Source organism: Sphingomonas sp., from assembly GCF_023266535.1.
In the GTDB taxonomy this organism is placed as follows: Bacteria; Pseudomonadota; Alphaproteobacteria; order Sphingomonadales; family Sphingomonadaceae; genus Sphingomicrobium.
Genome location: NZ_JAHFPY010000003.1, coordinates 23,344 through 43,128, shown reverse-complemented (window position 1 = coordinate 43,128; position 19,785 = coordinate 23,344). Strand labels below are relative to the sequence as shown.

Below are 19,785 nucleotides of genomic sequence, written 5' to 3'. Positions count from 1 at the left end.
CGGTTTGGCGGCGGCCTGCCAGCTTAGTTGGCGTCGATCGGCCAGCCCAACACGGTCCGTCCGGTGAGGTCGAGTTGCTGCTTTTCCTGCATCGGGTGGAAGCGCGCGGCCTGGATGTCGCGGAACGCTCGCTCAAGGCCCGTCTTGCGATAGAAAGCCGCGCCGCCAGCGACTTCCATCGCCTTGGTGACGGTGTCGATGCACGCCTGGCCAACCAGCGTACGGCACTGCATTGCCTCGCTGGTTGTTTCCGGGCCGGGCGTTCCAGTCTCCGCAATCTCGATCATCCGCCGGTGCGCCAGCTTGGCGACGAGCAGGCGGTTCTCCATCTCGCCGACCAGCTGCGCCAGGATCGGGTCGACCGGCCGCTTCTTGATGATCTCCAGCGCCCGGTTCCGCGCGCCCTCGGCAACGCCGAGATAGGCCGAATAGATGATTCCGAAGGCGATCATGCTGATCATGTGGAACAGCATGTGCCACTGGCTTTGCGGCCGCTTGCCGGCGATCGCCGCGTCGGGGATGAACGCTCTATCGAATACGACGTCGTCCGATCCCGTGCCGCGCATGCCAAGCGTGCGCCAGGTCGGCTCGATGCTGACACCCTCGCCCTTCAGCGGCACAAAGAAATGGAGCACGGTCGGGCCGTCCGCCGGATCATCATATACGGCGCTGGTCGACATCAGGTCACCGGTCGGCGACCCGCTGGCGAATGCCTTGCGCGCGGTCAGGCGATAGCCTCCCTCGACCTTCTCCATCGTGCCGGCACTCTTCAGCCAGTCCGAGCCGCCGCTCGACACCAGCCTCAGCCGCTCGGCCGCGACGCGCTTCAATAGCCCGTCGGTCGGTGCAGCCTGATGCTTGAAACGCCACGCCGCCAGGGCGACGATATGGCTGTGCATCGACGCCGCCAGCGCCGTCGACCCGCAGGCGGCGCCGATGATCTTGAGCGCGTCGGCGACTTCGCTGATCTTCGCGCCGCCGCCGCCGAATTCCTCCGGCACCAGCGCGGCAAAAAAGTCTGCCTCATCCAGCGCGGCAAAACCTTCGGTGACGAAGCTGTCGTCCGCGTCATGCGTCGCGGCGTGCTCGGCAATCCTCGCCGCAATTTCCTCGGCCTTGGCTTTCCAGTTGGTCGTCATTGGCTTCTCGACAAGCGCCAGCATCGGCGTTCCTCCATCCTGCAATTGTTTCGGGATGGAGGGAAGCTAGTGGCGTGACCGGGCGGCCAGCTAGTTCAGCTTTTGAACCAAAACACTACAGATTCTGAAGTGCCGCCGACGACTCCAGCTAATGCCCCGAATGCGCCGCCGCCGGTTCCTCCTCCGCAGCGATGCGCAGATTCTGCATCATGCCATGGTCGCCGTGGTACGGAATGTGGCAGTGGATGACGAAGTCGCCGGTGAAGCGCTCGTACCGGGTGCGGAAGGCGATACGCACATTATCCTTGATGAAGATTGTGTCCTTCCACTCGCCCTTTAGCCCTGCATAGTCCGCGTCATATGCCGGGCCTTTCGGGTCGGTGAGGTCGTGCCCTTCCGGATCTTCGATCGAGATGATTTGGAACGGGTTGATGTGAATGTGGAGCGGATGTTCGTCGATCAACGCCGTCACCCGCCATTCCTCCGTCTTGCCCAGTGGGAGCACAGCATCGATGCGGCCATGCTCATAGGTTCTGCCGTTGATCCGGAACGACGCCGAGGTTGGCGTCTCTTCTATGATATTGAGGATCGCTTCGCGGTATCCGCTGACCTCCGCTTGGGGGATGGGTTTGTGCCAGGCAAATGACGTCAGCTTGAGGCCGTCATTGAGATCGGCGATCACGCGCGCCTTGACCGTAGCCTGCCCGCTGGTCGCTAGCGATTTCTCCGCCGAAGCGATCAGCTCGGTCCGCAGCAGCGCCTCCGGGTCGACGCCTTCGTCACCGACACCTTTGGCTCCGACCAGCGCGACAATTCGCGAAGGGTTCTGCTCTTCACCGCCGTTCCTGACATTGTCATTGACCATGCAGTAGGCGCCCGGCTCGGGTAGTCGCACCAATAGGTCCATCCGCTCGCCGGCGTTGAGAACGGCCTCATCGACTTTGCGGACGTCTGAGCGGGTCAGTCCGTCCAGCGCGATCTGCCACATCGGCAATGGCCGGCCGGTGCAATATTGCCGACGCCAGGCAATCTGTTGCTCTGCCTTGATGGTCCGCAGCGGCGGCGCGGAGGGATCGAGCCGGTAGAGCCGCATATGCATCGACTCACCTTTTCCAGCAGCGATCAGGCGCCAGCGTTCGAACTCGCCTGTCCTTGCATCGTCCAGACGTGGCTCCACCTTGCCGTTGATGCCGGTATAGCGGCCGCTCCGCCGCCAGCCCCAGTCATTGTCGAAGCTTTCGATCCGGCCGATCTTGCCTGGCGAGCAGGTGAAGGGGCGAATAGGGACTCCGTCTTTGTCTCGCTCGCCCTCGATCACGCCCTTGTCGTTCAGGCAGCCGTATTCGATCTGCTGGAACACCATGACACGCTCCGGGAAAGGCCGGCCGCGCCGATCCTTCAGCAGGATATCAATATCGCCCGGTGCCGTCTCAGTCGGCGCGCGATTGCCGGTGACGATCAGCGCTCCCGCCATGCCGCTGGCGATCTGGACGAAGCCCGAGCCATGGCTGTGCGGATGATACCAAAAGGTTCCCGCCGGATGGTCGGCTGGGATTTCGTATTGATATTGGTAGCTCGATCCGGGAGCGATCGAGACGAGCACATTGTCGCTATGCCCCATGGGCGAGACCCAAAGGCCATGGGTGTGAAGATTGGTGTCGTTGAAGCAAGCGTGATCGGCACGCTGCTTGTCGGTGCAGGGCTCGAGCTTATTGTTGATCTCGATATTCAGCTGCTGCCCCGGCGCGACCCGGATGGTCGGTGCGACAAAATCGCCAGGCTTCTCTCCTGAACCAATGAATGAGCGCAACTCGACCTTGTCGTCACTGAGCGTCCAGGGATTGTAGATCGTGCCCTGAGCCCGAGCGATTTCGAAATGATATTCCAGCGGCGCGGGCGCGGCAGCGCCCGCCAGCATCGCGGCAATCAAGATCCCCATATGCGCCCCCGTCATTCGGGATTTAAGCGCCGTACCCCGCCGCTCGTCTGGCCCGAATGAGATGGCAAAGCAAGCGGGCACTCCACAACGCCGGATTGAGAGGCTAAGGCGCGTCGCCATGACGACACGCACAGGCGGCCAGATCCTTGTCGAGCAGCTCAAGATCCAGGGCTGCGACCGCATCTTCACCGTGCCCGGGGAAAGCTTCCTCGCCGTATTGGACGCGTTCCACGACGCACCGGAAATCGACGTGGTGGTCTGCCGCCAGGAAGGCGGGGTCAGTTACATGGCCGACGCCGACGGCAAGATGACCGGTAAGCCCGGTGTTGCCTTCGTCACCCGCGGCCCAGGCGCAACCAATGCCAGCGCCGGGGTTCATGTCGCCTTCCAGGATTCGACCCCGATGATCCTGTTTGTCGGCGACCTCGATCGCGCCGACCGCGACCGCGAGGGCTTCCAGGAAGTCGACATGGCCGCCTTCTTCGGTCCCGTAGCCAAATGGGCGGCGCGGATCGACGATGCCCGGCGCATCCCCGAATATGTTGCCCGCGCCTGGCGCGTCGCCACCGCCGGCCGGCCCGGGCCGGTCGTGCTGGCCATCCCGGAAGACATGCTGCGCGACGAGGTCGAGACCCTCGACCGGCCGAAGATCGCGCCGATCGCCCAGCCGCCCTGCGCCGGCGCGATGGACGCCATGTTTGGCCTCTTGAAGGACGCGACCAATCCGGTGGCGATTATCGGCGGCGCCGGATGGGACCGCGACGCGGCGCATCACTTCGCCACCTTTGCCTATCGCTACGGCATCCCGACCGCCGCCGCTTTCCGCCGCCAGGACGCAATCGACAACGACAGCGCCGTCTATGCCGGCCAGCTGGGCTACGGCCCCAACCCCAGGCTGCAGCAACGCATCCGCGAGGCAGACCTGTTGCTGGTGGTCGGTGCCCGGCTCGGCGAATCCACCACCGACGGCTACAAGCTGGTCACGCCCGACCACCCCGACCAGCTGCTGGTCCATGTCCACCCCGATCCCAACGAGCTCGGCCGGGTGTTCAAGGCCGACCTGCCGATCTGCGCCGACATGGGCGAGTTCGCCGAAATGGCGGCCGATTGGGCCGATCCCGACCTGGTCCGGTTCAAGGACGGCGAGGAAGCGCACAAGGAGTGGCTCGAATGGAGCGAGCCGAGCCCACGCGAGGGCGTGGCGCTCGACCTCGGGCCGTGCGTCAAGGCGATGCGCGATGCGCTCCCTGACAACACGATCATCTGCAACGGCGCCGGCAATTTCTCCGGCTGGTGGCACCGCTATTGGCATTATGGCGTGATGCCGACCCAGCTTGCGCCGACCAGCGGGACGATGGGCTATGGCCTGCCCGCCTCGGTCGCTGCCGCGCTCCGCTTCAAGGACCGGCCGGTGGTGTGCGTCGCCGGCGACGGCGATTTCCTGATGAACGGGCAGGAACTGGCGACGGCGGCCCAATATGGCGCCGACCTGCTTGTCATCCTGGTCGACAATGGGGCCTATGGCACCATCCGCATGCACCAGGAGCGCGACTATCCCAAGCGGATCAGCGCGACGGAACTCGCCAATCCCGACTTCGCCAAGCTGGCCGAGGCCTATGGCGGCTGGGCGGAACGGATTGAGGCGACCGATCAGTTCGCCCCCGCCCTCGCCCGGGCGATGGAGCGCAAGGGCATCCGCCTGCTCCACTGCGTCACCGACGTCGAGGTCATTACCAACCAGACGACGATTAGCGGGCTGCACGCAAAGGCAAGGTGACGGATAGCGCCATGGCGAACCCAACGATCGAGATCGTAGAGGTCCCGCCAACCAGCGCGGTCGCCGTATTTTGCCTGTCGCACTATTTCCGCGAACTAGCAGAGCGCTTCGAAGGTGGCTTCGATCCCGCCAATAGCTCTGCGCCGACACTCGATGAATTCGCGCCCCCGCACGGCACCTTCATCGTCGTTCGGCTTGATGGCGAGCCGGTTGGTTGCGGCGGCTTCAAATCCATTTCGCCGGAAGCCGCCTACATCAAGCGGATGTGGATTTCGCGAACCGTGCGCGGCCTCGGGCTAGGCCGGCGGCTGCTTCACGAACTTGAACATCGCGCCCGAGAGGTCGGCTATCGGATCGTCCGCCTGGAAACCCAGGAATCACTGACGGAAGCGCAGCAACTCTATCGCAGCAGCGGCTATACTGAGGTCCCGCCATTCAACGACGAGCCCTATGCCCACCACTGGTTCGAAAAGAAGCTGAGCTAGGGCGCGAAACCCTCTGCACCGATCAGCGGCACGAAGCGTACGCCGCCAAGATCCTCGAGCTTGAGCGTCCCGTCGAGCGCCTTGGTCACCTTGACCAGCGACTGGACGCCGTGCGGTTCGCCCAGCGGCATGACGATGCGCCCGCCAGGCTTCAGCTGCGCGATCCAGCTTGGCGGGACATGGCTGCCGCTCGCCGCGGCGACAATCGCGTCGAACGGCGCTTCTTCCGGCCAGCCGAGCGTGCCGTCGCCCTCGACGATGCAGACGTTGTCGTAACCGAGGCGAGCCATCCGCTCCTGCGCGGCCTCAACCAGCTTGTGGTGCCGTTCGATGGCGATCACCTCGCCTGCGATCTGGCCGATCACCGCCGCCGCGTAGCCCGAGCCGGCGCCGACCTCGAGCACCTTGTCGCCCGCCTTGATGCCGGCCGCATAGATGGTCAGCGCGACAATATATGGCTGGCTGATGGTCTGCCCGCTTTCGATCGGCAGCGGCGAATCCTGATAGGCATATTGGGCATAGTCGGCGCTGACGAATTCCTCTCGTGGCACGGCCCGGAACGCCGCCAGCAGCGCCGGGTCATCGAGCCCGCGAGCCGCGATCTGCTGCTCGATCATTTCCTCGCGAAGCGCGGTGAAGTCGCCCATCGAGTCCCTCCAGCCATGCAAACTCTTGGGCTTGGCGCAACGTTCCTGCTAGGGGCTCCGGCGGGGCGTTAGGAGAGCGAATGACTGCTGCCGATACCGTGTTCGCCGGGTCGATCCCGGCCATCTACGACCGTTACATGGTGCCATTGGTGTTTGAGCCCTATGCGCGGCTGGTCGCCAAGCGGGCCGCGCAATACGGCCCCCTGAAAATCCTCGAAACGGCAGCGGGGACCGGCGTCGTGACCGCTGCCTTGAGCGAGGCCGTTCCGGACGCGGAAATCATTGCCACCGACCTCAATGAACCGATGCTTGAGCAGGCAGCGCGGCGCGTCAGCAGTGATCGCGTCCAGTTCGAAGTCGCCGACGCGCAGTCCCTGCCCTTCCCCGACGCCAGCTTCGACCTGGTCGTCTGCCAGTTCGGGGTGATGTTTTTCCCGGACAAGGTTCGCGGCAACAGCGAGGCCCATCGCGTGCTCCGCGAAAACGGCCGCTACATGCTGGTCATCTGGGACCAGGTCGAGCGCAACCTCGCCACCATGACCGCGGGCCGCGCGGTCGCCGAACTGTTTCCGGGCGAAGAGCTGCGTTTCTACGAGCGCGTGCCGTTCCGTTACCATGATATCGGACAGATCGAGCAGGACCTGCTCGACGCCGGCTTCACCGATATCGAGATCGAAACGGTCGAGCTGACAAGTCACGCACCGTCGGCGCGCGACGCGGCGATCGCCCTGGTCCAGGGCACGCCGATGCGCGCGGACATTGAGCAGATCGATGCCAGCCGGCTCGGCGAAGCGACCGACGCGGCCGAGGCTGCCCTGCGCCGGTTTGGAGGGCCGAGCGGGTTCAACGCGCCGATGTCGGCGCGGCTGGTGACGGCGATCAAATAGGCCGGCCTATTTCGTCGGAGTGACATTGCCGAGAAAGGCCAGCACCGCGCGCCAGCCGTCTTCGGCACCTTCGGGATTTCGCTTGGCGATCAGCGTCGACGATCCATGCACGCCATGTTCGGGGATGTAGCGCACGTTGGCGGCATTCTTCGGCAGCGCCGCCAAGATCGGGTCGGCCTCGCTGACTTCATCCGGCGAGTTGGTCGACGCGATGAACACCGGCACGCTAATCTTCGCGGCCGCGGCACGGATCATATGCTTGTCGTCGAAATACTCGCCCGGGGAGAAGGATAGCAGCGCGATGACGCCGTCCGGATCGCCCGCCGCCAGCGGGAAAATCAGCGACGAGGAATAGCTGCTGCCCCACAGGACGATCGGCAACTTCTGCTGCCGCGCCCAGTCGAGCGCCGCCTTCAGGTCGGGCCGAGCCTCCAGATAGTCCGCCTCGCGGCCGAGCCCCTTGGCGGTCTCGTTGGTGCCGAACAGCCCGCCGCCCGACCGTTGGTCGATCGCCAGGGCGCTGTAGCCGGCATCACGCAGCCGAGGCGCGATCGTCGCATATTCGTCCTTGCTTGACCCGGCCTGGTGGAACAGCAAAATCAGGGCCTTGGGCTTCGCCGCCTCATACAGCGAGCCGTGGACCTTCACGCCGTCGGAGGCGGTGAGCATGACCGGCTTCGCCGCCTCGCTTGGGACCGAACATTCCGAGCCCTGGCAATCCTTGGCCTTGTGCGGTGCGGCCTGGCACCCGCTCGCTACCAAGGCGCAAAACATGATGGCGTGACTGAAACGCATGGCTTGTCCTCGCTTAGATTAATCCCGCCAGCGGGCTCGAAGGATCGGCGTAACGCCGCTTGGCCATGCGCCCGGACAGATAGGCCAGCCGGCCGCTCTCCACCGCCAGCTTCATCGCCCGCGCCATCCCGATCGGGTCCTTGGCCTCGGCGATCGCGGTGTTCATCAGCACGCCGTCGCAACCCAGTTCCATCGCCACCGCCGCGTCACTGGCCGTGCCGACCCCGGCATCGACCAGCACCGGCACATTGGCGCCTTCAACGATCAGGCGAATGGTGACCAAATTCTGGATACCGAGGCCCGAGCCGATCGGCGCGCCCAGCGGCATGATCGCCACCGCGCCCGCCTCTTCCAGCTGCTTGGCGGCGATCGGATCGTCGACGCAATAGACCATCGGCTGGAAGCCTTCCTTGGCCAGCGTCTCGGTCGCGCGCAACGTCTCGCGCATGTCGGGATAGAGCGTCTTGGCTTCGCCCAGCACTTCCAGCTTGACCAGCTCCCAGCCGCCCGCCTCGCGCGCCAGCCTGAGGGTGCGGATCGCTTCCTCGGCGGTGAAACAGCCGGCCGTGTTGGGCAGGTAAGTGATCTTCTTGGGATCGATATAATCCATCAGCATTGGCTGCTTGGGATCGCTGATGTTGACCCGCCGCACCGCAACGGTGACGATCTCCGCGCCCGACGCCTCGACCGCCGCCGCGTTCTGCTCGAAATCCTTATATTTTCCGGTGCCGACGATCAGCCGCGACGAGAAGGTGCGGCCGGCAACGGTCCATGTATCCGCGGAAACCTTATTCTGCAGGTTCACTCAACCGCCTCCCACGAAATGGACGATTTCATAGGCATCGCCGTCCTCGACCATCACCTCGCCGAAGGTCGAGCGCGGGACGATCTCCAGATTGCGCTCGACCGCGACACGAACCGGGTCAAGCCCGACCTCGGCGATCAGTTGCGCCAGGCTGGTACCGGCGGGCACCCGGCGGTGCTCGCCGTTGATCATCACACCTGCGGTACCGTCCAAACTCATTCAAACTCCCCAACTCCGCTCATCCTGAGTAGCCATTGAGCGAAGTCGAAATGGCGTATCGAAGGACCGTCCTTCGATATGAGCCTTCGCCAAGCTCAGGCCCTACTCAGGACGAGCGGGGTGGTGAGCCTGAAGAAAGCCCCATATAGGGGCTCGCCATGGCAACGCCACCGCTGATCTTCGTCCTCAACGGGCCGAATCTCAACTTGCTGGGCAGCCGGGAACCCGAGATCTACGGCTCGGACACGCTCGATGACATTGCCGACCGGCTCATTGAGCAGGCAGGCGAACTGTGCGTCACGCTCGACATTCGCCAGTCGAACCATGAGGGGCATTTGATCGACTGGCTGCACGAGGCACAGGCCAGGGGCGCCAAGGCGGTAATCCTCAATCCGGGCGGCTATAGCCACACGTCGGTGGCGCTGCATGACGCGGTCAAGGCGATTGCGACTCCGGTGATCGAGGTGCATCTCAGCAATCCGGAAGACCGGGAATCCTTCCGGCACACCGATCTTGTCGCGCTCGCCGCGACCCGGCTGATCAAAGGCGAAGGCGCGCGCGGATACTCGCTAGCACTGGACGCGGCGGCCCGGCTCTGACAGGGAGCGCCGCTGGAATTCAAAGGGTTTTGAAATGGGCGATCACAAGGAACAGCAGGCGATGCGCGTCGACACCGCGCTGGTGAAAGAGCTCGCCGAGTTGCTGTCCGCCAATGAGTTGACCGAGATTGAGGTCGAAGACGGCGACCGCAAGATCAAGGTCAAGCGCGAGTCCGCGCCGGTCGTGTCCTATGCGCCGGCGACAGCACCCGCGGCTGCGATCGCCAATCCCTTGGCTGCTGCGCCCGCGGCCGAAGCGTCTGCCCCGGCCGCTCCGGTCGACGCGGTCAAGTCGCCGATGGTCGGCACCGCTTATCTGTCGGCTGAGCCTGGCGCCAAGCCGTTCATCGCCGTCGGCTCGCCGGTCAAACAGGGCGACACGCTGCTCATCATCGAGGCGATGAAGGTGATGAACCCGATCACCGCGCCCAAGGGCGGCAAGGTGTCGCAGATCCTGATCAGCGACTCCCAGCCGGTCGAGTTCGACCAGCCGCTGGTCGTCATCGAGTAGATTGGCATGAGCATTCAAAAGCTCTTGATCGCCAATCGCGGCGAGATTGCCCTGCGCATCCACCGCGCCTGCCACGAGCTGGGAATCAAGACGGTGGCGGTCCATTCGACCGCCGACGCCGACGCGATGCACGTTCGCCTCGCCGACGAAGCGGTGTGCATCGGCCCGCCGCCGGCCAAGGACAGCTATCTCAACATCGCCAACATTATTTCGGCGGCCGAGATCACCCACGCCGACGCCATCCACCCCGGCTACGGTTTCCTTTCGGAGAATGCCCAGTTCGCCGAGATCGTCGAGAGCCACAATTTGATCTGGGTCGGGCCCAAGCCCGAGCATATCCGGATCATGGGCGACAAGATCGAGGCCAAGAATACCGCCCAGAAGCTCGGCCTGCCGCTGGTCCCCGGATCGCCGGGCCCGCTCAACAGCGTCGCGGAGGCGAAGCAAATCGCCGCCGAAATCGGCTATCCGGTGCTGATCAAGGCCGCGTCGGGCGGCGGCGGGCGCGGCATGAAAGTCGTGCCGAGCGAGGATGAGCTTGCAAGCCTGATGGGACAGGCCTCGTCCGAGGCCAACGCCGCCTTCGGCGATCCGACCGTTTACATGGAAAAATACCTCGGCGACCCGCGCCACATCGAGTTCCAGGTATTCGGCGACGGCAATGGCAAGGCTATCCACTTGGGCGAGCGCGACTGCTCGATCCAGCGCCGCCACCAGAAAGTGATCGAAGAAGCGCCCTCCCCCGTCATCTCGGCCGATCAACGCGCGGAAATGGGCGGAATCGTCGCCCAGGCCATGGCCGAAATGGGCTATCGCGGCGCGGGCACCATCGAGTTCCTCTACGAGGACGGCAAATTCTACTTCATCGAGATGAACACAAGGCTGCAGGTCGAGCATCCGGTGACCGAGCTGATCAGCGACATCGACCTGGTCGCCGAGCAGATTCGCGTGGCCCAGGGCGACGGCCTGTCGGTGACACAGGATCAGGTCCAGCTGCACGGCCATGCGATCGAGTGCCGCATCAACGCCGAGGATCCGCAGACCTTCGCTCCCTCTCCCGGCCTGGTGAAGAATTATGTCGCGCCCGGCGGCATGCACGTCCGCGTCGATAGCGGCCTCTACGCCGGCTATAAGGTACCGCCCTATTACGACAGCATGATCGGCAAGCTGATCGTCTATGGCGTCGACCGCGAAAGCTGCATTCGCCGCCTCAAGCGGGCGTTGGAAGAGTTCGTTGTTGAGGGGATGAAGACAACGGTGCCGCTGCAACAGCGGATCATCGCCACCGACGCCTTCAAGTCCGGCGACTATACGATCAAGTGGCTCGAGCGCTGGCTGGATGAAACGAAGGAGGAGCCCGTCCGGGGGACGGGTTCTGAATGAGTTCGGCCGGCTAACCGCACCCTTCGGCCGGCGCGGCGCGTTGTGAGGCCGCCATGCCCGGTTATCATTCCGAACCGACCCGTCCCGACAAGGCCAAGGCCATTGCCGGCGTCGTCGCGGTTTATGCGGTCGTGATCGGCGCTGGGCTGCTGATCCCCAAAAATTCGCCGTTCCGGATCGCCGAGCAAGCGCCCACCGTCCTCATCGACATAAACGAGCTGCCCAAGCCGCAGCCCTTGCCGCAGGAAAAGACCGCCAAGGCGAAGGAAGATGAAGGAGCCGCGGGCAAGAAGGCCGAGCCGACCGAAATCGTCGCTCCGCAACCGAGGCTGCCGGCCATAACGCCGGTTGCTGCAGCGCCGGTCGCCGGAGCCGGCACTGCGCCTTCCGCCGGCGCGGCCAACGCGGGCATTGGACCTGGGGCGGGAGGGTCCGGGACTGGCCGTGGCGGCGGTGGATCGGCCGCCCAATGGATTTCCGGCGGCCTCGAGAATGGCGACTATCCGCGCGAAGCGCTGCGCAATCGCCTGCAGGGCCGCGTCAGCGTTCGCTTCACCGTGCTGGTCAGCGGCCGCATCGCCAATTGCCGGATTACCGCATCGAGCGGCAGCCCGCTGCTCGATGCAACCACCTGTCGCATCCTGACCGAACGGCTGCGTTTCAGTCCCGCCACCAACAATGCAGGCGCGCCGATCCAGAGCGAATTGGGCAGCGACTACACCTGGGGGATCAACTTTCGCCGTTACTAGGGTCCAGACCCTAATTGGCGGCACCGCGATCCGCGCCGCCACCGGACTCGGCCAGGCGTTTGGCATCCCAGCCATAGACATCCTCAAAATAAGTGATCGATTGGCCTTCCGGCACCGCCGTCAGGTAAGCGACATAGATCGGCACCGGTCTGTCGAGCGGCACCTCGATGTCGGACGTATTGGATGTCGCCTTGAGGTTCCGCCCGAACAGCCACTGCCCGAGCCGCGCCGCGTCCTCGAGCCGGATGCATCCGCCGCTAAAGAGGCGGACTTCCTGCGTCATCAGCTGCGGCTGCGCCGTATCGTGGAGGTAGACGCCGTAAGGGTTGGGAAAGCTAAATTTGACCTTCCCCAGCACATTGCGCGGGCCAGGCAGCTGGCGAACGCGGACCTGGATTTTCCCGTCCACCACGGCTCGCCAGTCGATGGTCGCTGGATCGACCACCGCGGCATTGTCGCCCCAGTCGGACAGCAGCTGGTATCCGCGCGACTTCAAATAACCGAGGCCGTATTTCTGGACGTAAATCCCGACATCGTCACCGACCAGGTCAACCGGCACGTTCCAATAGGGATTGAGCGACGCATATTGCAGCGTCCCGGCCATCATCGGCGTCTTGCGGTCGTCGCGGCCCTGGCCGACGACCACCTTCATCGAGTCCAACTGCCGGCCTCCATCGAACATGTAGAGCCGCTGGGCAGCGATATTGACCACCACATAGCGCCCGGTCGCGGGGAGCAGCCGCGCGCGGTTCAAATTGACCCGCAGCACTGCCTCGGTGCGGGCCCCGCCGCTGCTCCGAGCGGCGACCAGCCCCCGTCTCAGCTGCGCATAGCTCGGGTGCATGAACGGCATCGCATCGACCCAGCTCTCCAGCGAGGGAGCGCCTGCCGCTTCGGCAAGCAACGCCGCGGCGGATGGCGTCTCCGGGACCGCGGCGCGATCGACAAAAGCCCATTCCTTCGATGGAGCGGACCGCAGCGCGGTCGCGTAGCTGACCAGCGCGCGGTTGAAGGCCGCATTGGCCTTATCGACGGCTTTCAAATTCCCGCCCGACGCCGAGCGCAACGCCTTAAGCAATTGCTTGGTCTTGAATTGCCGGGGATCGAGACCGTCGAGGTCGGAACCTTGCAACAACGCGATCAGCTTGGTCGCCGCGCGCTGGTCGGACGTCACCCATTGCGGGCCGGATGAAAATTGGTTCGCATTTGCCGCGACGGTCGCGGCGGACGCCACTGCCGGCTGCAACGGTGCAACCGCCAGCAGGCCCGCCAGGAGCACCAAGGCGAAGCCCGCCGGACGCAGGGGGCGTCCGGCGGGCTTTCCGGACCAAAATCTATTGGTCCGTAACCTCATTAGCCACGCTCGCCCGGCGGCGGAGGCGGCGGGGGCGCCGACGAGTAGCCGGACGGCGTGCCCTGATAATATTGGCCGTTGTAAACATAGCCATCGGCTCGTCCGTCACGGTCATTATCGGCCCACACGGCGCCGGCCAGGCCGCCGATCGCTGCGCCGATAACGGCGCCTTCGATCGGGCTCAAACCCGGGATCACCGCGCCGGCGACCGCGCCCAGCGCCGCGCCACCAATTGCGCCCGTGGCAACCCGACGCAGGGTCGGGTCATAGCCCTGCGGCGTGCCGGCATAATAAGTACCGTTCTGCACATAGCCGTCGGCATAGCCGTCATTGTTGTTGTCGGCCCATACCGCGCCGGCCAGGCCGCCAATCGCCGCGCCAACCGCGGCACCTTCAATCACGTTCACGCCCGGAACCACGGCGCCAACCGCCGCACCACCGGCCGCACCGACCGCCGCACCCTGGGCAATATTGCCCGCTTGTCCGCTGTTGGCGGCGCAGGCGCCAAGCGAAAGGGTACCGGCGAGCAGAACTGCAATCATCGACTTACGCATCTTCTGACTCCCATTTGTTGTCTGTAACGGACCGTGCCCCAGGACCCGGGCCCCCGGCAGCAGTGCACATGTCACGCTCGCCTAACGACATTGGGGGGAGGAGGTTCCGGCAGTCCAACGGTCGGAAGCCTCATCTGGCCGTTACCGCTGTTGCTGGCGGCGTCTCTGTGGCACGATTAAATGGCGCAATGAACGGAATGGAAATGAAGGCAACAATCTATCACAATCCGATGTGCGGGACTTCCCGCAAGACCTTGGAAATCCTGGAGAATGAAGGGGTCAACGTCGAAATCGTCGAATATCTCAAGGCCCCACCGAGCCGTGAAGAGCTAATGCGACTCTACGCACGCGCCGGAATTACCCCGCGGCAGGGCCTGCGCGACAAAGAGCCGCTGGCGGAGGAGCTTGGCCTGACCGACCCGGCGACCAGCGACGAACAAATTTTGGACGCGATGATGGAACATCCGATCCTCATCCAGCGTCCTCTGGTACAAACCGAAAAGGGCGTGCGCCTATGCCGCCCGCAGGATGAGGTGCGGCAGATTCTGTGAGCGCCAGGAAATGAGCGAGGGCCTGGATCCGCGAATGTTGCTGAGGGGCTATGCCGCCGGCATCTTCCCCATGGCCGACAGTCGCAGTGCCGGCGACATTTTCTGGGTCGAGCCGCGCAGCCGGGCAATCATTCCGCTGGACGATTTTCACCTGTCCAGGTCGCTGACCAAGAAGGTCCGGTCCGGCAAATTCACGGTAACCCGCGACCAGGCGTTCCAAGAGGTATTGCTGGCCTGCGCCGACCGCGACGAGACCTGGATCAACCAGGTGATCGAACGGGCCACGCTCGGCCTGCACGCCGTCGGCCACGCCCATTCGATCGAATGCTGGCACGCCAATGAAAATGGGGGGACCGAGCTGGTCGGCGGGCTTTACGGCGTCAAGCTGGGCCGCGCTTTCTTCGGGGAATCGATGTTCAGCCGGATGACCGACGCCTCAAAGGTGGCGCTGGCCTGGCTGGTGGCGCGGCTCAGGGTCGGCCATTTCACTTTGCTCGATTGCCAGTTCATCACGCCCCACCTTGAATCCCTGGGGGCGGTTACCGTCAGCCGCGATCATTATGTCGGGTTGTTGACCTCCGCATTGTCATCGGCCGGCGGCGGAACGGCTACCGTCGGCGACGCTTCGTTGCCGGTGGGCAGCTCGCCGCTTGATTCGCCGTCGTTCGAAGCGCTCGACGATCTACTGGTATCGCTTGATGCGGCCGGCGCCGCGGGCCCGCCGGGCCAGCTCATCGCGCAGCTCTTGGGCCACACGTCGTAAACCGGGTCCTCGACCACGTTGAGCGACGGGCTTTCCTTGTAGAGCCAGCCCGAGAATTTCCTGACCCATTGGCCGTCCGGGCGGCGGACATCGACCTGGACGAAGGCGCCCGTCAACTTTTCCTGCTCCCACGGAGCGCTGGTCTCGCACGCCTTCAACCGGACGGCGACATCCTTGACCCGCATCGCCTGGCCCGGCTTCAGGGTCAGGTCACGAACGATGCCGTTGCGCTTGTTGAGCAGGCCGATCACTGCGACCCGCTGGGCCATCGGCGTGACGCCGGGTTGGTCGGCCGACGCGCGCGGAATTTCCTCGGTCAACGCCTGATTGTCGGCCTGATCGCCCTTGTTGCAGGCAGCCGCCAACAGTAGCGGCAGCAATACGAATGTGGTGGCCGACGGCTTCACGCTTATTCGGGCTTCCACGCCTCATAATCGCCGGTGCTGGCCGGGCGGATCGATTTGGACGCCAGCGACCCTCCCGGGCGGTAGGCGGCCATGGTCCCGGTCAGGTTTGGCACCGGCGCCTGTTCGAACTTGCGGCGTGGCGGCAGCCCCTTTTCCGGCAGCTCATCGATGGTTCCGCGGAGCCATGCGTTCCAGCCCGGCGGCACCCGGCTGCCGTCATTCGATCCGTCATAGATGACCCAGCGGCGGCGCGGATCCTTGCGATGGCGGAAATAGACATTGCCGGCATCGTCGCGGCCGACTTCCTCGCCGTTGCGGCGCGAATTGATCATCGTGCCCCAGGAGGCTCCGTTCCACCAGGTGAAGGCGTTGGCGAAAATTCCCATGGCACGGGCCTTTGCCGCTTTACGTGTGGCTAGGCAAGGCTTGTATCAGCGCTTCCACTCGACCTTGTCGCCGGCCTGGACACCAAGCTCGGCCGAGCGCCCGCCGGCAATTTCGAGCACCGCCTCCACTTCGCCGTCGGAATAGATCGGCTCGAGCGACAGCGGCACGGCATTGGCCGCGATATTTGCAATGCTGCCGTCGGTGCGAATGAAAATCAGGTCGAGCGGGATCAGCGTATTCTTCATCCAGAAGCTCGCCTGCCGCGCCGTCTCGAACGGGAAGATCATGCCGCGATCGGGGTCCAGGGCGGAGCGAAACATCAAACCCTGTGCTTGCTGTTCGAGGGTGCGCGCCACCTCGACCGTAAACGGGTGCTTCTTGCCATGGGAGTCGATCGTGATCCGCATCTGTTCAAGGCCGGCGGGCGATTGGCCCAGTTCGACCGCGCTGGACGCCGATGGCTGGCAGGCGGCGAGCGACGCCACCAGGCCAAAAGCGACTGCCCGGATGATCAGACTTCGCGAAGTTCGACGGCGGTCAGCCCCTTGCGCCCCTCGGCGATCCGGGCTTCCAGCTGCTGGCCGGGCTGGAGGTCGATGATCTGCGATTGCCGCACCGTTTCCATATGGACGAAAATGTCCTCGCCCGTCTCCGCTTCCCCGGCGCGATTGAGGAAACCGTAGCCCTTCACCCGATTGAACCATTTGACCTCCACCGGCTCATACTCGCCCGCGGCATCGGCCAAGGCCCTGCGGTCCGCGCGCTCGCCGGTTGATTGGACCGGCCGCACCGGCATGGGCAAGGCCGTACTGAGGTCGATCGACAAAATTTTGCGCGCCTGGAAGCCGCGGTCCTGGTGCTCGGCGATGCATTCGATGGTCGCGCCTTCGGGCAGCGAGCGCCGGCCATGTTCCTTCAGGACACTGAAATGGACCAGGATGTCGCCTTCGCAATCCTCCGATACGAGGAATCCAAAACCCCTCGTCGCGTCGAACCACTTGACCCGACCCGAACACTGCTGACCTTCAGGAAGAGTTTCCTCGCCCGTTGCCATAAGCTCCGGGCCGACCTCCTGAGTCGTTTCGGCACTCAAACGCTGCACGCCATTTCCTTACCACGGACATTTCTGTCGGGAAACCGACATTAACGTGATTAATCCGAGCGTTTAACGGCGTCATTTTCGGGGAATTCCCCGGGTCCGAGGTCGATCAGCGTGCGGACAATCCCATATTCATGGCCGGCACGCAGCATGGCGGCGATGGCCTTTTCCCGGTCGCGGCCTTCTGGCCTGGCCGCGGCGTAGGGGCCCAGCGATCGCCGGCGCGCAAAGCGGAGCGCCGCGTCAAGGGCTTCGCTCGCGGCCAGCTCGCGCGCATCGCTGGAATGTTCGTCCGCGATGCCGGCTTGCGCCAGCGCCTGCCTGACCCGGCCGGCGCCATAGCCTCGCGCGGTCAGCGAGCGGGCCTTGGAAAGCGCATAAGCACGATCGTCGAAATAACCCAATCGCGTCATCCGGTCGGCAAGCGCATCGATCGGCGGTTCGCCTTCCCCGGTCCAGCCGCGTTCGCGCAGCTTTCGAACCAGGTAGCTCTTTAGCTTTGACCGGCTGGTCGCGAAGCGGCTGACGTATGAAAGCGCCAGCTCGTCGAGCCGCGCCGGGTCGATGGGCTTGCGGGACATTAGGGTTCAGTCCCCACTACCAGCGAGAGTCGTGACATGGCTCCTGCCGGTTGCAGGGCTAGGAGAAGTGCGAAGAGCGGTGCAGGACCACCGGTCGAGCGCTTCGACGAAGCAATGCGCCGGCAGGGCCATGCCCAGAGCGTGGGACGCAAAGTCGCCCCGGCACGCTCGCTCAATTGCCAGATAGCGCCGACTATCTGGCTGCACTCGCTCACTCCCAGAACGCCTTTTCGTTTCCATCACGGCCTCGCTGGTAGTGGGGACTGAACCCCATGGCAGCCATGGCCATGTTTGTGCCACACTCGCCCAGCATCAGGCAAAAAGACCCGCCTGAGGCGGGTTCGCCGGCCTGTGGCCGCGCCGTGGACCAACAGACAGGAATTGCTGCGTGCTCGACCGCAACGACAGGATCGACGCTACCCTGACGCTCGACGGATACACGCCCACCCTTGATCGGCTGGAGCGGCGCATTGCCGATTTTCCGACGCTCGGCGATGCGCTCGACTATGCCGCTCGCGGCCACCGTGGAATGAACTTCCACGACGCGCGGGGCACGTTGGTTCGCGCCTATCCCTATGCCGAGCTGCGTGAAGATGCGATGCGCCATGCTCACCGCTTTGTCGCACTGGGTCTCGAAAAGGGCGACCGGCTGGCGCTGATCGCGGAGACCGGCCCCGAATTCGCCGCCTGCTTTTTCGGAGCCATCTGTGCCGGCTTGTGGCCAGTTCCACTGCCGCTGCCGACCAGCTTCGGCGGGCGTGACGCCTATGTCGAGCAGCTGGTGGTGATGCTGACCAGCAGCGATCCGAAGCTGTTCCTCTATCCGGCCGAGCTGACCGACTTCGCCACCGCGGCCGCCGAAAAGCGCGGCATTGAGGTCCGCAACTGGGAGAGCCTGCTCGAAATCGAGCCCACCGTTGGCGAGCTCCCGTCAGCCGGCGAGCATGAGATCGCTTACCTTCAGTACAGTTCCGGCTCGACCCGCTTCCCGCACGGCGTAGCAATCACGCATCGCGCGCTGCTCGACAATTTGCACGCCCATGGCATCGGCACCGACATCCAGCCGACCGACCGGGTCATCTCCTGGCTGCCCTGGTACCATGACATGGGCTTGGTCGGCTGCATGCTGTCGCCGCTGGCGATGCAGGTATCGGTCGATTTTCTGAAGACCGAGGATTTCGCGCGCCGGCCGCTGGCCTGGCTCGACCTCGTCAGTCGCAACCCCGGCACCACCCTCTCCTATTCGCCGACCTTCGGCTACGATATTTGCTCGCGCCGCATGTCGTCACAAACTCGCGCCGCCGATCGCTTCGACCTGTCGCGCTGGCGTCTGGCCGGCAACGGCGCCGACATGATCCGCCCGGACGTGATGCAGGCGTTCGTCGACAGCTTTGCCGATGCGGGCTTCAAGGCCGGCGCCTTCTGCCCCAGCTACGGTCTCGCCGAAGCAACGCTGGCGGTGTCGATCATGCCGCCGGGCGAGGGCATTCGCCTTGAGCTGGTTGAGGAAAGCGAACTTTCGGGCGCCGGCACGCCGGCCCAGGAGCGGCCGCGCCGTTACCGCGCGATCGTCAACTGCGGCAAGCCGGTCGAGGGCATGGAAATCGAGATCCGCGACGCTAGCGGCGACCCGCTGGCCGACCGGTCGATCGGCAAGGTCTGGGTCCGTGGATCGAGCGTGATGGTCGGCTATTTCCGCGACCCGGAATCGACCGAGGCCTGCATGAAGGACGGTTGGCTCGACACCGGCGACATGGGCTACATGTCGGGTGGCTACATCTTCATCGTCGGCCGCGCCAAGGACATGATCATCATCAACGGCAAGAACCATTGGCCGCAGGATATCGAATGGGCCGTGGAGCAGTTGCCGGGCTTCAAGTCGGGCGACATTGCCGCCTTCGCCATCACCGGCTCCGGAGGCGAGGAAACGCCGGCGGTGCTGGTCCATTGCCGGGTCAGCGATCCGGAAGAGCGCGGCAAGCTTCGCGACGACATCCGCGAGCGGGTCCGGGCCATCACCGGCATCTCGCCGGTGGTCGAGCTGATCCCACCACGCACCCTGCCCCGCACCAGCTCCGGCAAGCTGTCGCGGACCAAGGCCCGCAACCTCTACCTCAGCGGCGAGATTATCCCCTACGATATCGCTGCTTGAGT

20 protein-coding genes and 2 pseudogenes are annotated in these 19,785 nt (G+C 64.5%); 10 read left to right on the top strand and 12 right to left on the bottom strand.

Annotated elements, in window-relative coordinates; translation table 11 throughout:
* Nucleotides 1-23 precede the first annotated feature (23 nt).
* Entirely contained in the window at nucleotides 24-1,163 is a 1,140-nt protein-coding gene (locus tag Q0C64_RS00675) for an acyl-CoA dehydrogenase family protein (protein WP_294120112.1), read from the bottom strand.
* Between the two features lie 124 nt (nucleotides 1,164-1,287).
* Complete coding sequence (locus Q0C64_RS00670; RefSeq protein WP_294120111.1) at nucleotides 1,288-3,078, bottom strand: multicopper oxidase family protein; 1,791 nt, start codon at nucleotides 3,076-3,078, stop codon at nucleotides 1,288-1,290.
* A 118-nt stretch (nucleotides 3,079-3,196) separates the two neighbouring features.
* On the opposite strand from Q0C64_RS00670, the gene Q0C64_RS00665 reads away from it, so the two are divergent.
* Complete coding sequence (locus Q0C64_RS00665) at nucleotides 3,197-4,855, top strand: thiamine pyrophosphate-binding protein (protein WP_294120110.1); 1,659 nt, start codon at nucleotides 3,197-3,199, stop codon at nucleotides 4,853-4,855.
* A gap of 11 nt (nucleotides 4,856-4,866) precedes the next feature.
* Nucleotides 4,867-5,340, top strand: coding sequence for a GNAT family N-acetyltransferase (locus tag Q0C64_RS00660; RefSeq protein ID WP_294120109.1), 474 nt, complete (start codon nucleotides 4,867-4,869; stop codon nucleotides 5,338-5,340).
* On the opposite strand, the gene Q0C64_RS00655 is transcribed toward Q0C64_RS00660, so the two are convergent.
* Nucleotides 5,337-5,987 (bottom strand): protein-L-isoaspartate(D-aspartate) O-methyltransferase, encoded by a 651-nt coding sequence (locus Q0C64_RS00655; RefSeq protein WP_294120108.1) that lies wholly within the window; start codon nucleotides 5,985-5,987, stop codon nucleotides 5,337-5,339. The two genes, Q0C64_RS00660 and Q0C64_RS00655, sit on opposite strands and share 4 nt — an antisense overlap.
* A gap of 80 nt (nucleotides 5,988-6,067) precedes the next feature.
* Here Q0C64_RS00655 and Q0C64_RS00650 point away from each other — a divergent pair, with 80 nt between their 5' ends.
* The gene (locus Q0C64_RS00650) at nucleotides 6,068-6,874 is read left to right on the top strand and encodes a methyltransferase domain-containing protein (RefSeq protein WP_294120107.1); all 807 of its coding nucleotides are present in this window, start codon (nucleotides 6,068-6,070) and stop codon (nucleotides 6,872-6,874) included.
* Nucleotides 6,875-6,880: 6 nt separating this feature from the next.
* On the opposite strand, the gene Q0C64_RS00645 is transcribed toward Q0C64_RS00650, so the two are convergent.
* Nucleotides 6,881-7,669: an alpha/beta hydrolase gene (locus Q0C64_RS00645; RefSeq protein WP_294120106.1), complete on the bottom strand. Its 789-nt coding sequence runs from the start codon at nucleotides 7,667-7,669 to the stop codon at nucleotides 6,881-6,883.
* A 13-nt stretch (nucleotides 7,670-7,682) separates the two neighbouring features.
* A pseudogene (thiS, locus tag Q0C64_RS00640) lies at nucleotides 7,683-8,693 on the bottom strand (sulfur carrier protein ThiS).
* A gap of 158 nt (nucleotides 8,694-8,851) precedes the next feature.
* On the opposite strand from thiS, the gene Q0C64_RS00635 reads away from it, so the two are divergent.
* The 4 genes from Q0C64_RS00635 to Q0C64_RS00620 are packed head-to-tail and all read left to right on the top strand — an operon-like array spanning nucleotide 8,852 to nucleotide 11,935.
* On the top strand, nucleotides 8,852-9,292 hold the full coding sequence (locus Q0C64_RS00635; RefSeq protein WP_294120105.1) for a type II 3-dehydroquinate dehydratase: 441 nt from the start codon (nucleotides 8,852-8,854) through the stop codon (nucleotides 9,290-9,292).
* A 34-nt stretch (nucleotides 9,293-9,326) separates the two neighbouring features.
* The gene (accB, locus tag Q0C64_RS00630; protein WP_294120104.1) at nucleotides 9,327-9,803 is read left to right on the top strand and encodes an acetyl-CoA carboxylase biotin carboxyl carrier protein; all 477 of its coding nucleotides are present in this window, start codon (nucleotides 9,327-9,329) and stop codon (nucleotides 9,801-9,803) included.
* Nucleotides 9,804-9,809: 6 nt separating this feature from the next.
* Nucleotides 9,810-11,186 (top strand): acetyl-CoA carboxylase biotin carboxylase subunit, encoded by a 1,377-nt coding sequence (accC, locus tag Q0C64_RS00625; RefSeq protein WP_294120103.1) that lies wholly within the window; start codon nucleotides 9,810-9,812, stop codon nucleotides 11,184-11,186.
* Nucleotides 11,187-11,239: 53 nt separating this feature from the next.
* Nucleotides 11,240-11,935, top strand: coding sequence for an energy transducer TonB (locus Q0C64_RS00620; RefSeq protein ID WP_294120102.1), 696 nt, complete (start codon nucleotides 11,240-11,242; stop codon nucleotides 11,933-11,935).
* A gap of 10 nt (nucleotides 11,936-11,945) precedes the next feature.
* Here Q0C64_RS00620 and Q0C64_RS00615 read toward each other — a convergent pair whose 3' ends face one another.
* Nucleotides 11,946-13,214, bottom strand: coding sequence for a L,D-transpeptidase family protein (locus tag Q0C64_RS00615; RefSeq protein ID WP_294120143.1), 1,269 nt, complete (start codon nucleotides 13,212-13,214; stop codon nucleotides 11,946-11,948).
* Between the two features lie 74 nt (nucleotides 13,215-13,288).
* A complete protein-coding gene (locus Q0C64_RS00610) occupies nucleotides 13,289-13,843 on the bottom strand; it encodes a YMGG-like glycine zipper-containing protein (protein ID WP_294120101.1) in 555 nt (184 codons plus the stop codon).
* Between the two features lie 203 nt (nucleotides 13,844-14,046).
* Between Q0C64_RS00610 and arsC the strand changes: the two genes are divergently transcribed.
* Both arsC and aat read left to right on the top strand, forming a co-directional pair.
* Nucleotides 14,047-14,394 carry an arsenate reductase (glutaredoxin) gene (arsC, locus tag Q0C64_RS00605; protein ID WP_294120142.1) on the top strand — a complete coding sequence of 116 codons (348 nt, stop codon included), beginning with the start codon at nucleotides 14,047-14,049 and terminating at the stop codon, nucleotides 14,392-14,394.
* Between the two features lie 10 nt (nucleotides 14,395-14,404).
* Complete coding sequence (gene aat / locus Q0C64_RS00600) at nucleotides 14,405-15,157, top strand: leucyl/phenylalanyl-tRNA--protein transferase (protein WP_294120100.1); 753 nt, start codon at nucleotides 14,405-14,407, stop codon at nucleotides 15,155-15,157.
* 35 nt (nucleotides 15,158-15,192) lie between these two features.
* On the opposite strand, the pseudogene Q0C64_RS00595 reads toward aat, so the two are convergent.
* The 5 genes and pseudogenes from Q0C64_RS00595 to Q0C64_RS00575 form a co-directional block, all read right to left on the bottom strand.
* Nucleotides 15,193-15,426: pseudogene (locus tag Q0C64_RS00595) on the bottom strand (DUF2155 domain-containing protein); the annotation flags it as partial.
* A 140-nt stretch (nucleotides 15,427-15,566) separates the two neighbouring features.
* Nucleotides 15,567-15,950 carry an NADH:ubiquinone oxidoreductase subunit NDUFA12 gene (locus tag Q0C64_RS00590; protein WP_294120099.1) on the bottom strand — a complete coding sequence of 128 codons (384 nt, stop codon included), beginning with the start codon at nucleotides 15,948-15,950 and terminating at the stop codon, nucleotides 15,567-15,569.
* Between the two features lie 45 nt (nucleotides 15,951-15,995).
* Nucleotides 15,996-16,436 carry a DUF192 domain-containing protein gene (locus Q0C64_RS00585; RefSeq protein WP_294120097.1) on the bottom strand — a complete coding sequence of 147 codons (441 nt, stop codon included), beginning with the start codon at nucleotides 16,434-16,436 and terminating at the stop codon, nucleotides 15,996-15,998.
* 26 nt (nucleotides 16,437-16,462) lie between these two features.
* Nucleotides 16,463-17,053 carry a cold shock domain-containing protein gene (locus tag Q0C64_RS00580; RefSeq protein ID WP_294120096.1) on the bottom strand — a complete coding sequence of 197 codons (591 nt, stop codon included), beginning with the start codon at nucleotides 17,051-17,053 and terminating at the stop codon, nucleotides 16,463-16,465.
* A gap of 50 nt (nucleotides 17,054-17,103) precedes the next feature.
* Nucleotides 17,104-17,631, bottom strand: coding sequence for a regulatory protein RecX (locus Q0C64_RS00575; protein WP_294120095.1), 528 nt, complete (start codon nucleotides 17,629-17,631; stop codon nucleotides 17,104-17,106).
* A 388-nt stretch (nucleotides 17,632-18,019) separates the two neighbouring features.
* On the opposite strand from Q0C64_RS00575, the gene Q0C64_RS00570 reads away from it, so the two are divergent.
* Complete coding sequence (locus tag Q0C64_RS00570; protein WP_294120094.1) at nucleotides 18,020-19,783, top strand: fatty acyl-AMP ligase; 1,764 nt, start codon at nucleotides 18,020-18,022, stop codon at nucleotides 19,781-19,783.
* Nucleotides 19,784-19,785 lie beyond the last annotated feature (2 nt).

What these genes read in the sequence shown, in the direction of transcription:
- Q0C64_RS00590 (WP_294120099.1), bottom strand. Translation starts at nt 15,950, where the DNA reads ATGGGAATTTTCGCCAACGCCTTCACCTGGTGGAACGGAGCCTCCTGG.
- Q0C64_RS00620 (WP_294120102.1), top strand. Translation starts at nt 11,240, where the DNA reads ATGCCCGGTTATCATTCCGAACCGACCCGTCCCGACAAGGCCAAGGCC.
- Q0C64_RS00660 (WP_294120109.1), top strand. Translation starts at nt 4,867, where the DNA reads ATGGCGAACCCAACGATCGAGATCGTAGAGGTCCCGCCAACCAGCGCG.
- Q0C64_RS00665 (WP_294120110.1), top strand. Translation starts at nt 3,197, where the DNA reads ATGACGACACGCACAGGCGGCCAGATCCTTGTCGAGCAGCTCAAGATC.
- Q0C64_RS00655 (WP_294120108.1), bottom strand. Translation starts at nt 5,987, where the DNA reads ATGGGCGACTTCACCGCGCTTCGCGAGGAAATGATCGAGCAGCAGATC.
- accB (WP_294120104.1), top strand. Translation starts at nt 9,327, where the DNA reads ATGGGCGATCACAAGGAACAGCAGGCGATGCGCGTCGACACCGCGCTG.
- Q0C64_RS00575 (WP_294120095.1), bottom strand. Translation starts at nt 17,631, where the DNA reads ATGTCCCGCAAGCCCATCGACCCGGCGCGGCTCGACGAGCTGGCGCTT.
- Q0C64_RS00635 (WP_294120105.1), top strand. Translation starts at nt 8,852, where the DNA reads ATGGCAACGCCACCGCTGATCTTCGTCCTCAACGGGCCGAATCTCAAC.
- Q0C64_RS00650 (WP_294120107.1), top strand. Translation starts at nt 6,068, where the DNA reads ATGACTGCTGCCGATACCGTGTTCGCCGGGTCGATCCCGGCCATCTAC.
- Q0C64_RS00670 (WP_294120111.1), bottom strand. Translation starts at nt 3,078, where the DNA reads ATGGGGATCTTGATTGCCGCGATGCTGGCGGGCGCTGCCGCGCCCGCG.
- Q0C64_RS00675 (WP_294120112.1), bottom strand. Translation starts at nt 1,163, where the DNA reads ATGCTGGCGCTTGTCGAGAAGCCAATGACGACCAACTGGAAAGCCAAG.
- arsC (WP_294120142.1), top strand. Translation starts at nt 14,047, where the DNA reads ATGAAGGCAACAATCTATCACAATCCGATGTGCGGGACTTCCCGCAAG.
- aat (WP_294120100.1), top strand. Translation starts at nt 14,405, where the DNA reads ATGAGCGAGGGCCTGGATCCGCGAATGTTGCTGAGGGGCTATGCCGCC.
- Q0C64_RS00645 (WP_294120106.1), bottom strand. Translation starts at nt 7,669, where the DNA reads ATGCGTTTCAGTCACGCCATCATGTTTTGCGCCTTGGTAGCGAGCGGG.
- accC (WP_294120103.1), top strand. Translation starts at nt 9,810, where the DNA reads ATGAGCATTCAAAAGCTCTTGATCGCCAATCGCGGCGAGATTGCCCTG.
- Q0C64_RS00610 (WP_294120101.1), bottom strand. Translation starts at nt 13,843, where the DNA reads ATGCGTAAGTCGATGATTGCAGTTCTGCTCGCCGGTACCCTTTCGCTT.